Source organism: Paenibacillus mesophilus (assembly GCF_005938385.1).
In the GTDB taxonomy this organism is placed as follows: domain Bacteria; phylum Bacillota; class Bacilli; order Paenibacillales; family NBRC-103111; genus Paenibacillus_AB; species Paenibacillus_AB mesophilus.
Genome location: NZ_VCRA01000061.1, coordinates 1 through 11422, shown reverse-complemented (window position 1 = coordinate 11422; position 11422 = coordinate 1). Strand labels below are relative to the sequence as shown.

Genomic DNA, 11422 nt, shown 5'->3' with positions numbered 1-11422 from the left:
TGTGCATGTGGATTGGAGCGAAGCATGCAATCACCGCCTAAATAGGATAGCTATATTATACCACATTAACGCGGTGAATAGATAAAGAAACCAAAAAAATAGCCTGTTGAGGTTAATCAACAGGCTGGACCGTCCGGGAACCGGACGGTTTTTCTTGTTTGGCGGCAGCTTCGTTCCCCGCTGCTTCCTCACACCGTCGGCGCAAACCTGGAGCGAAACGGGATGCCGTCCCACAAGACGGTCGTTTCCGCCCGCCGGCTTTTCACGTCGGGTTCCTCCAGCAGCAGGAAAAAATTTTTCGTAGGCAAATCCCCGAGTCCGTGCTTGGCCGATAACCGGTTCAGATACGGCCGCATGTCCTCCAATTGGCCGGACAAATTGCCGCTTCCGTTCTGCGAGAACGCGTACAGCACTCCGGCTGCCGGAACGCGCTTCACTTTATGCCGGTCGGACACTCGCAGGAAGAAGTCCCAGTCCCAATAATGGTACACCTCTTCATCGAACAAGCCGATCTCGTCATGCAAGCTTCTGCGGTACAAGCTGCCCGAAGGCACGAAGGTGGAAAATTGGCGCATCGCCGGCAGATCGTGCCCGTAGGCGAAGACGAGACGGCCGACAGGCTTGCGCATGCCGTCCTCCCATACGAAATCGACAATCTCGGCATCGGAGTAAACCAAGTCGCAGCCGTCCGATTCCAGCTCCCTCACCATCGTCTCGATATGCGTCGGCACGAGCAGGTCGTCATCGTCGCATGGCAGTATGTACTTCCCCGTCGCTTCCGCCAGCGCGCGATTGCGCGCCTTCACATGCTTCAGATTGCTCTCCAGATCGACAACACGGATGTCCAGCTCCGGATAAAGCTCGCATACGGGACGAACCGATTCCCCGTTGTCGTTGACGACGACGATTTGCAGATGCTTGTACGTTTGGCGGCTTAAAGCTTCGAGCAGTTCTCCGAGCTCGCCCAGCCGGTTATACGTAGGAGTTATTACGGATACTAGTGGGGGCATCGCCTAATCCATTCCTTTCCGATCCGAATTCGTTCAACGGTGCCATTATACCACAACGCCGCGTAATAAGCCCTCGCCCGATAATCCCATCATTCCCTCCTCCGATTGCAGCTGTTGATTTGTCAAACCGTTGTCCAGCGTTGCCGAATGCGCTTTCAATCAAGACTCAGCCGTAAATCTCCTTCAGTCGAACCGAATCCGTTTTGCTCAAATCGATACATCCATCTTCCAGGGCGATTAACGGTCGCGTCGGATAATTGGGATGGATGAGCACAATTTTGCCTCTCCGGCCGTCGGTCAACATGACATCGCTTCCAACTTGCGCGGACATGAGACGGTTCAGGAACGTCATCCCGATCACCGAGTCGAACCGGTTGCGCACGATATCGGCGTGCAGATTATGGATAACTTGATGGAACGGCAAGGACGGCCTTTGGGGACGTTCGGACACCATGGCCAAATAGACGTCGGACAATGCGACGATTTTGCTGAAGCGGTCGATCTGCGGTCCCTTCAACCGTGCGGGATAGCCGCTTCCGTCTTCTCTCTCGTGATGCTGCAGCGCCACGATCGCCACGCGCTCCTCGACGCCGGACTGCTTCAGCAGATCGTAGCCGAGCGTCGTATGCTGTTTCATGATTTCCAATTCGTGAGGCAGCAGCTCGGACGTTTTGTTCAGCAAGGAGCTCGGCAGCTTGATCGAGCCGATGTCGCAAAGACTCGCGGCGGTGGCAAGCTGGGCGACTTCTTGCTCGTTCATCCCGAGCCAGCGGCCGAGAACGGCGGACATAAAGGCGACGCCGATGCTGTGCTTGAACCGGTAATCCTCTTCGGCACGAAGATCGGCGAACAGCTTGTAGACGTTACGGTTCTGGGTCGCTTCCATCAAAGTCGGCAGCACGTGCTCATCTACCTCGGACAACGGGATTTTGCCGGTATTCAGAATCAGCTTCTCGATGTCCCGCATCTTGGCGTCCGCCCGCTTGACCAGCTCTCCCGTCTCCGCCCGAACCGCCGTCACCGTTCCGGCCGCCGTATGGCCGGCTCCCCTCTCATCCGGCTCCGGATGTTTCGCGAGCTCCGCCGCCGCCCAAGTCTCGCTCGGCTCGACCACCTCTTCCACGTGAATGTCGAATATATCGATCCTGAACTTCTCCAGCTTCTCGATGTGATTGTCGGTCAATATCGTATTCTCGGGAATCAGCATCATGCCTGTCGTGTTTACGATATTATGGAGCAGTCTTTTTCCGATCAAATCTTCATACTGGTCGCATTGCATGCTGGAATTTCCTCCTCCTTAGAGTAACCTGCCGTCCGGGCCCTGCCCGTTCTTTTCGGGAAAACAAAAAAACGCCCCGTCTCCATAAAGAAGAAGCCAGGACGTCATTATCGATAAAATGACAAAAGAAACCCCAAGCTTCGGCAACTCAGCCGCCATCGGTCCTCCGACCATTAGGCCTGCAGCTTTGCGTCCTTATCTTTCGACAAGTTTGCCTTTATCGACTGTCGTACTCATCATAATCGATTTGGGCGATTATATCTAGATGTTTTCCGCTGTAACTGGTTCTGTAGACTCTTGTTCCGGGACGATCGGATTGCCGGACCTATAATTTCGCCTTCTCCACAACTATGTGATTTAAATCACATACCATCCGGAAGCGCCATGTTATAGTAAAGACGTGGAAGAGAAAGAAAGCAACAAGCAACAGAAAGCGGACCAACCGCGAAACGGAAAGGAAGATGCAAGATGCGCTACGTAATATTCAAGCCGCAAGCATCCCGCTCTCCTGCAGCGGGAATCGGATCTGAAGGGCTGATCCGATCCGACAAAACCCGACAGTGCTGAAACAGACGGAGCCGAACTTTTTTTCGGAAAACATTGTGAAAAAAATAACTTACCAAATAAGGAGATGGTTTCCATGTTAAAATTATGGAGAGAAAACAACTACGCCGCCATCGCACTGCTCTTCATCCGCATCTACCTCGGCTGGACTTGGCTTACGGCCGGCTGGCATAAGCTGACCGGCGGGTTCGACGCCACGGGATTTCTCAAAAACGCGATCGCCAAGCCGGTAGCCGACAAAGCGACGGGCGAGCTGATGTACCCGACCTTCACCGCCTTCCTGGACAATTTCGCCATGCCGAACGTAAAGCTGATTAACATCATGATCCCGCTCGGCGAATTCCTGGTCGGACTCGGCCTCATCCTCGGAGCGCTGACGACTGCAGCCGCCTTCTTCGGACTCATGATGAACTTCATGTTCCTGTTCGCCGGCACCGTAAGCACGAACCCATGGCTGGTGCTCATCGGCACGATCGTCTTCGTCGCCGGAGCGAACGCCGGCAAGTTCGGGGTCGACTACTACTTGCTGCCGCTGCTTAGAAAGCTGACGGCCCGCATCAGACGGGGAGGTGACAAGACGAATAAAACGAACAAGACAATAGGCGGAACGGGAGCTCCGATGCACGCTTAACCCGACGCCGACCGTCTAACTCGAATACGACACAACGATACCCGCCTCTTCCTCCTGAGGCGGGTATTTCATTTGCACAAAGGAACATATTGCCAATCGGGGACGTCTAACTAGTATCGGACCGCAATCTGACAGTTAGGGGGGCAAGCCATGAGCTGGAAACAAAAATGCTCGGCAACCGGCTTCATCGCCGCCGCAGCCTTCGTTATAGCAGCCGCCGCAGCCTTCGTTATAGCAGCCGCCACAGCAGTTAAAGCGCATAACGAGCGTGAGCCCAAAACGCTCGCGGGAGCGGTTCCCGTGCCGCCGGCGAGGAAACGGCCCCGTCGGTGCTGCTCGCCCAATTGCAATGGCACGATTCCTTGAAATGGAGAGCCGCCGACCGCCCGTTTCGAACCGATACCGAGGAGCCTATACTGCTGTACCATAGCGGGGACCGCAAAAAAGGATTTCTGTATTTACGCAGCAACGAAGTCGTTCATCAATTCGCCGACGAAGCGGGCTTCCGCAGCCGAACGCTGCTCGCGTTCGACCGGGATTATCCGGCGAGGATGTGGCGCAGCGGCTCCTCTCTGCTGCTCGGCACGCAGCTTCCGGACCGCGACCATCCGGTCGGCCAGTGGTACGCGCTGCAAATACCCGACGAATCTGCACAGCGAAGCTCCGAAGCGCCAAATAGAGCGAATCCATTTCGGACCGGATCAAGTGCTGACCATGACGACAGCCGATACGCCGCGCCTTTATTTTGTAACGGTGCAAAATGGCGACGGTTTCTCCGAACTGATGTATAAGCCGGGTTTGGACCGATTTGTTCCGGTCAGTCCCAAGTTCGCGAACGAAGGAGAGTCCGACGCGGGTCAAAACTATCGCCTTAGGAAGCCGGAGCGCCAAGCGGACGTACTATCGTTCAAGCGGGAACGGCAATTTCCGCTCCCGGTTGGGGAGGTAATATCGTCATTCGAGGACGATCGGGGCGCGATCGTCTATTACGATGCGGCAAACGGGCCCCATGTATCGCGGTACGTCGACCATCGAGCCGTCGATTTTACGCTGCTCGCGGACGATCTCGATAGGACGTATCCGCTCGGACGATTTACCGATCCTCGAGGGAGGGACGTTTTGTCGTTTCCGAGTGCGGGTTATTACTCCTATTTCGGCTACAATCCGATGCTTTTCGAAGACGGCTGGCGTATGTACGACTTGCTGAACTTCTATAGAGCCGGCGATAAGCAGATTGAAATCATTCAATACGAGTACGAGCGGCTAACCCGGTTTGCCCATGACCGGTATTGGACCTATCCTTTGAACGGCGCCCGGTTTCTTTATCAAACGGACGGCTTGCTCCATTTCGAAACGGCGGGAACAGAAGCTGTTCTCTCTTCGCACGATCTGATTCATTACCGTCCGCAGGCTACCGCATCGGCGAACGTACTGAAGGAGCTTTGGATCAAGGACGTTCGATGGAAACGGGAGGGCACAGCGTCTGCCGGGGGCGGGAGAGAAGTAGATCGCAATGGGGCAGTTGCCGGGGACGGGGACGGATACGGCGGCGCAACCGCGCCGATCAAGCTTCAAGTGCCGAAATCGGTCATAGCCGACAACGATTTTCCCGACATACCGGACGAAGTGCTGAAGGCGATGGAAAAAGATTGCTTTATCGGCTGCGGAGACTTCCAGTCGCCTCCGACGGTCCGCAGCATAGACGACCGATGGGCGGTGCTCATGCAGGATACGCTTTATCGACTGGAGGATGGTTCTCTTGTCGAATCGGGCAGGCTTCCCGTCGGGCTGGCCGATTCCGTTTATTTCGGCAAAGGCGGACTGACCTATACGGCGCAAGATTTCGTCCGAATCGGCAGCCGCTTGTTCGTCGCCGATACGTTCGGCAACCGGATTATTAAGCTGGATGAGAAGTTTCAAGTCGTGGCCGAGTATCCTCTCCCTTTTCCGAAATCGATCGAGGTTCGGGACATGGACCAATTGCGGGTCGCCAGCATGAAAGGAATTACTGTGTTGGATACGAACTTGCGGGTGCTAGACGAATCCGGGCGTAAGTTCGAGTTCGAGGAGACGATGGAACTGGAATGGTTCGGGTTAGCGGATACGACCTATACGGATGCGAAAACGGGCCTTGCATGGTTCTACTTTGCGGGATACGTCGTTCAGCACGACCCGAAATTGCGGCAATACCGCTCGATCTATACGGGCTACAATAGAAACGGGGCGTTTCCGACGAAAATAATACCGGTTGAAGAAGACGTCTTCGTCATGATGGATGAGCGGCTTGTCGTGTTCGGCCGCGACGGCGCTTGGAAACGGACAATTGCTTATCCGAGAGTTCCGCCTATCGGAGAGTACGTCGCGCCGCTATCGGGCGAAGGCTCGTACCGGCTCGACGCGATAAACAAGAAGCTGTATCTCGTGCAAGGCTACCGGATTATCGCCATCGATTGGGCGGACGGGGGAATACGCGAGCTGTTCAGGCAAAACAATACGACGGTGGGGGACATCGTACACCACGGCAGCAAGCTTTACTTTACGCTGCATAACGGAGATCTGTACGAATGGGAAAAGCTGAGGAACGAGCTGGCGGAGCTGGATTTGTCAACCGGCATGCTGACCCGATACAAGCTGGATCGCGGATACGTGACGAGCCGCATGTCGGACGGCGGCGGAGGGCCTGCGCTCGTGCTGCGATATTGGGAACCGAAATACGGTCATAACGGCAAGCCGGTGTACAAGGTGCTCCCGCTGCGCCAGTTGGGGTAATAAGTAAAACTATATCGACGTACTTCGAAGATGAGCGACCGCCTCCCGAATACCGGAAGTTTCCCTTGATTCAGAAACTCGTGCGCTTCAGGTGAACAATGAACCGAATTTGCATATTTGTAAACCTCATTGCGCTATTTGGCTCCACTTCTCGGCTATCGGTGAACCAGCGAACCTCGAGTAACTATTACTGAACTTAAGTTAAGTAATCATGAAATATGGTTTACTATTCGCTGAATTCGCCCATCCGGCTGGCGAATAGCGCAATAGCGTTTAGTAATAATGGAGTTTGCTTCGCTAATGCCAATGTTCCGTATAGGATTTAATAATATAGATCCGTGTTACTAAAAAGGGCGGCCGATCGCAAGCTTCGGCCGCCTTCTTTTATTCGCGCACTCCTTATTTCAACAAGATCGACGTCCGGCTGAACCCTTCCTTCGTCTTGCGCACTTCCAGCACGGCCGGAAACGCGTCCTTCAGCTCCTGCACATGAGAGATGACGCCGATCATCCGGCCCGCGCGCTGTAAATCGACGAGCGCGGCGATCGCCTTGCCGAGCGACTCCTCGTCGAGCGAGCCGAAGCCTTCGTCGATAAACATCATCTCGATCGAGACGCCGCCCTGATGCGCCTGGATCACATCGGTCATGCCGAGTGCGAGACAGAGCGAGGCGTTGAACTTCTCGCCGCCGGACAACGTCTTGACGTCGCGGTTTTGCCCGGTATAGGCATCGTAGACGTCGAGCCCGAGCCCGCTTTGCTTGCCCCGCGTTTCCAGCCGGTCGCTGCGCTGCAGCAGGAACTGGCCGCCCGACAAATTCGACAAACGGACGTTGGCCGCCTGCAAAATTTGCTCCAAATATTCGATCAAGATGTACCGTTCGAACGAAATTTTGAGAGGATTGTCGCCTTTGAGCATCTGGTACAAATCCATCACCTGCGCCAGCCGCTCCTCCAGCTTGCGCGTCTTGTCCTGCGCCGCTTCGATCGCTGCCTTGAGACGGTCCGCTTCTTGCCGGTACCGCTCGGCTGTCTGCAGGTCGGCAAGCGTCTGCGTAAGCTCCCGCTTCAGCCCGGCGAGCGCTTCCTGCATCGCTTCCGCATCGGCGGGCCGGCGCTCGGCCAGCTCCCGCGCAAGCTCCGCGACCTGCTGCGCGAGCGCGGCAAGCGCCTGACGGAATTGCTCGATGTGCTGCTGCAACGCCAGCCGTTCCGGCTCGGCCAGCCTTGCCGCTATGTATTCGCCGGGCTCCGCGAAGCCGCTCTTCTCAAGCTCGAGCCGGAACCGTTCTCCCGCTTCCCGCAAGTTCGCCTCGGCTTCCTCCGCTTGCAAGGCCATCTGCGCCGCGTTCGCCTTCTCCCGGGCCAGACGGGTATCGGCCTCTTGCAGACGCCGCTGCGCTTCCTGCCAAGCCTGCTCCAGCTTCCCGGTCAGCGCGCTCTGCGCCTGCAGCCGGCGTTCCAGCTTCTCCGGCGAGCGCAGCTCTTCCGGAATCCGCTCCAGCTCCTTCGCGAGCAGCGTCTCTTTGGAGCTGCTTTCCACCGCTAACCGCTGCTGTACCTGGACAAGCGCATCTTTCTCCTTCAGCAGCTCCTCCAATTGACGGTCTTGACCGGCCGCTTCATCCCGCAGCGCTTGCAGCGAAGCGGCTTGCTGCTTCAACCCGTCCGTCTCCGCCCGCCGCCGCTTCCCTTCCGCCTCCACCTGGGCGTACTGGTCCGTCAGCCGCTCCGGTACGATGCCGTGCTCGGCCATCTCCACCGCTCCGCTATCCCAGCCGGAGCGGGCGGCCGCCGCTTGCGCTTTGGCCGCGCCGAGCTCCTGCTCCACGTGGCGCAGCGCTTCTTTGGCCTGCTGCAAGGTCTCGCGGCCCGGCACCGCCTCCCCAGAAGCAGCTTTGTCCGGATGCTCGAGGCTTCCGCATACCGGGCAAGGCTTGCCGTCGTGCAGATGGGCCGCGAGCAGACCCGCCTGCCCTTCGATCCACAACGTCTCGAGCCGATCATGCTCGGAGCGCACCCGCCGCAGCTGCCGGTCCAGCTCCGCTTCCGCGCGCGCCGCCTCGCCGAGCCGCCCTTCGGCCTCGATCAGCGCCTTCAGCAGCTTCGCCTTCTGGCGCAGCCGCTCGAGCGCCTCCAGCTTCTCCGGCAGCGCCGCCGTCACCGCCTCCGCCGCGGCGAGCCGCTCCGCGCCCGCCCGCTTCGCCTCGCGCACAGCGGCGAGCTTCGCCTCCGCCTCCGCGAGCCGCTCCGCGCCGGCTTGCTCCTCGCGACGCAGCCGCTCCAACTCGCGGCGCTGCGCGTCGAGCGTGCGCACGGCCGGCGCGAGCTCGCCTAGCCGCGCCAGCTCGCGCTCCGCCTCCTTGCGCTCCGGCTCGCGCGCCGCCTCGGCGCGGTGCAGCGCCTCCGCCTCCGCGTGCGCACGCTCGGCCGCTTCCGCCTCGCGCCGCGTCGCGTCGAGCTGCCGGCGCTTCGCCTCGGCCGCCTGCGCCGCCTTCGCAGCCTGCTCCGCGTACGGCTCGAGCCGCGCCGCCCGCTCGCCGAGCGCAAGCCTCCGCTCGCGCTCGGCCACATCCTCGCGGCGCTGCTCGAGCTCCGCTAGCTTGGTCCGCTTCTGCGCGAGCTCCGCGAAGCGGCCGTTCAGCAGCAGTGCGGCGCGCAGCTCCGCCTCGCGCTCCTCCTGCAGCGCGATCAGCGCGCTCTTCCGCTCTTCCCCGGTTCGGGCGAGCTCGCGGTAGTAGTCGCTCTCCTGCGCGAGCCCATCCATAACCTGCGCGGCATTGTACGCCGGCTGGCCGAACGTTTCGTCGAGCGCGCTTCCCTCCCGCCGCGGCATCGTCTCCTGCGCCTGCTTCAAGTACAGCTCCGTCTTGGCGGCGGCTTCCTTGTGGGCATCCTTCAGATCCCGGTGCATCTGCTGGAACTTGCCCTCCAGCTTCTGGTACAGCCCGGTCCGAAAAATACGGCGCAAAATGTCCTCCTTGTTCTCCGTATCCGACGTCAGCAGCTTGCGGAATTCCCCCTGCGGCAGCATGACGATTTGGCTGAACTGCTCCTTCGTCAGCCCGAGAATCGATTCCATCTTGGCGTTCACGTCGCCGACTTGGAATCGGTCCACGCAAGGCGTCTGCCCACCTGCGGTCGTCTCGTACAGCTCGGCTTTGCCCCCTGTTTCGCTTTTGTTCGTCCCTTTGCGGTGGGGCATTTGCCGGAAGACGCGGTACGTGCGCGATCCGACGGCGAATTCGAAATCGACGGCCGTATGCGTCTCGTCATCGGCGAAATGGCTGCGCAGCATGCGCGGCTCCGCCCGGTCCTCCCCGCTGGCGTAGCCGTACAGCGCAAAGCAGATCGCATCGAATATCGTCGTCTTGCCCGCGCCGGTATTGCCGGAGATGACGAACAGCCGCCGGTCGCCAAGGCTTGTGAAATCGACCGTCTCCGAATCGCGGTAAGGACCGAACGCATGCATCGTCAGCTTGAGCGGTCTCATACGGCGTCACCTTCCTCTTTCAGCAATTCCTCGTATGTATCGGCGAACAGCCGCCGCTTCTCCTCGGTGAGCGGCCCGCCCTTCACTTCCTCGTAGAACGCTTCGAACAGCGCAACCGGGTCGGCCTCGCGTCTGCCCTTGGCGGCCGGACCGCCCCCTTCCGACGCTGCCGCGACTTCGGACAGCGCAGCCGGGCGCCGCTCGACGTACAGCGCGTTTTTATAGATCGCCCGCACCTTTTCCATCGGGAACAACACCGGATTATCGTCCGTCAGCGTGACGAACACGTAGTCGTCGCACAGCGCGTGAGTCTCGATATCCCCGATCGTGCCGGCAATCCGGCGCATGTCCCGAAGCGGCGTCAGCTCTCTCCGCTCAAGCGCGACCGCGCCTTGTCCGTCCAGCTCCACGACGTAGAAGCATTTTCGGTGGGATTCCTCGGAAATCGAATATTTCACCGGCGACCCCGCATAGCGGATGTGTTCCTGCAGCACGTAGTGGGCTTGATGCAAATGGCCGAGGGCCGTGTAATGGAACTTGGCGAAATATTCGGCTCTCACGTGCTCCGCCCCGCCGATCGAAAGCGGACGCTCCGAGTCGCTCGTATTGTTCTGCGGCTCGCCGCCTGGCGTGACGAAGGCATGTCCGACGAAAATGTGCCGCGCGGCAGGGTCCATGACCGCTTCGATGCGGGAGACGACCGCCCGCATCGCGTCGTCGTGGGTGCGGATCGCCTCGTCTTGGAATATGTATCTCACTTGCGCCGGGTCGGCGTAAGGAACGAGGTGCACGTGCACTTCCCCGTGCTCGTCCCGCAGCACGACCGGTTTATGCTCCGCGCGCAGCTGCCCGACCAGGTGTAGCCCTCTACCTTCCATAATCCGCGTGGCGAAATCGAGTCGGTCGGGACTGTCGTGATTGCCGGAAATCGCCAGCACCGGCGTCTGCAAATCGACCACGATCCGCTCCAGCAGCTCGTCCAGCAAATCGACCGCTTCAGTCGGCGGAACGGCCCGGTCGTACAAATCTCCCGCGATAATGACGGCGTCCGGCCGCTCCCGCTCCACCGTCTCCACGAGCTGTCCGAGCACGTGACGCTGGTCCTCCGTCATATAAACGCCCTGCACCAGCTTGCCCAGGTGCCAGTCGGCGGTATGTATAAATTTCATCGTTCGGTTCTTCCTTTCTCCCGGATTCCGGTTGCCGGATGACGGCTATATGTAATCGATCGTGCCGCTGCTTGGCATTCCTCTTAACCATTCGATTCCGGCACGCACAATTCCTGTCCTCTCGGGTGAAAAGAACCATAGCAAATTTGCCCAGCACTTCCGGAAATAGCAGGCTGCTTCTCGTTAACGGAACTGTATTCCGCTAACGACCGACGAAACCAGTTTGCCGAAAAAATAACGGAACTATTTTCCATTATCCGTCTGGTTTTCCGCCACTGAAGCACAAAAACCATGTTTTAACGCACTATTGTTCCGCTAAAACAAAATAAGCCGTTGAAATACACTACTTAGGGGACTACAGTTCCGCTATCGAACAAACTGAATCGGGTAGGAGGCTACCCATTAATTGAGTAGCCGACCTCCCACACCACCGTACGTACCGTTCGGTATACGGCGGTTCCTTAGTTCACGCAGTGACTTGTCGATAATAATCTGAAAAGAAGAGGAA

General features: G+C 58.4%; 8 protein-coding genes and 1 riboswitch. Of the genes, 4 read left to right on the top strand and 4 right to left on the bottom strand.

What is annotated here, in order from left to right; translation table 11 throughout:
• Positions 1 to 188 precede the first annotated feature (188 nt).
• Positions 189 to 1010 (bottom strand): glycosyltransferase family 2 protein, encoded by an 822-nt coding sequence (locus FE783_RS36795; RefSeq protein ID WP_202916328.1) that lies wholly within the window; start codon positions 1008 to 1010, stop codon positions 189 to 191.
• Positions 1011 to 1176: 166 nt separating this feature from the next.
• Entirely contained in the window at positions 1177 to 2289 is a 1113-nt protein-coding gene (locus FE783_RS36790; protein ID WP_138884373.1) for an HD-GYP domain-containing protein, read from the bottom strand.
• A 139-nt stretch (positions 2290 to 2428) separates the two neighbouring features.
• A riboswitch (cyclic di-GMP riboswitch) is annotated at positions 2429 to 2515 on the bottom strand.
• A 414-nt stretch (positions 2516 to 2929) separates the two neighbouring features.
• Here FE783_RS36790 and FE783_RS36785 point away from each other — a divergent pair.
• The 4 genes from FE783_RS36785 to FE783_RS36775 all read left to right on the top strand — a co-directional run bounded on the left by FE783_RS36785 (position 2930) and on the right by FE783_RS36775 (position 6253).
• Positions 2930 to 3484: a DoxX family membrane protein gene (locus FE783_RS36785; RefSeq protein ID WP_138884372.1), complete on the top strand. Its 555-nt coding sequence runs from the start codon at positions 2930 to 2932 to the stop codon at positions 3482 to 3484.
• A gap of 150 nt (positions 3485 to 3634) precedes the next feature.
• The gene (locus FE783_RS37835; protein WP_158302253.1) at positions 3635 to 3850 is read left to right on the top strand and encodes a hypothetical protein; all 216 of its coding nucleotides are present in this window, start codon (positions 3635 to 3637) and stop codon (positions 3848 to 3850) included.
• On the top strand, positions 3814 to 4275 hold the full coding sequence (locus FE783_RS36780; RefSeq protein ID WP_138884371.1) for a hypothetical protein: 462 nt from the start codon (positions 3814 to 3816) through the stop codon (positions 4273 to 4275). The genes FE783_RS37835 and FE783_RS36780 overlap by 37 nt, the downstream gene beginning before the upstream one ends.
• Positions 4199 to 6253, top strand: coding sequence for a hypothetical protein (locus tag FE783_RS36775; protein WP_158302252.1), 2055 nt, complete (start codon positions 4199 to 4201; stop codon positions 6251 to 6253). Before FE783_RS36780 ends, FE783_RS36775 begins: the two co-directional genes overlap by 77 nt.
• Before the next feature lie 399 nt (positions 6254 to 6652).
• On the opposite strand, the gene FE783_RS36770 is transcribed toward FE783_RS36775, so the two are convergent.
• Complete coding sequence (locus tag FE783_RS36770) at positions 6653 to 9745, bottom strand: AAA family ATPase (protein ID WP_138884369.1); 3093 nt, start codon at positions 9743 to 9745, stop codon at positions 6653 to 6655.
• Complete coding sequence (locus FE783_RS36765) at positions 9742 to 10914, bottom strand: exonuclease SbcCD subunit D (RefSeq protein ID WP_138884368.1); 1173 nt, start codon at positions 10912 to 10914, stop codon at positions 9742 to 9744. Before FE783_RS36765 ends, FE783_RS36770 begins: the two co-directional genes overlap by 4 nt.
• Positions 10915 to 11422 lie beyond the last annotated feature (508 nt).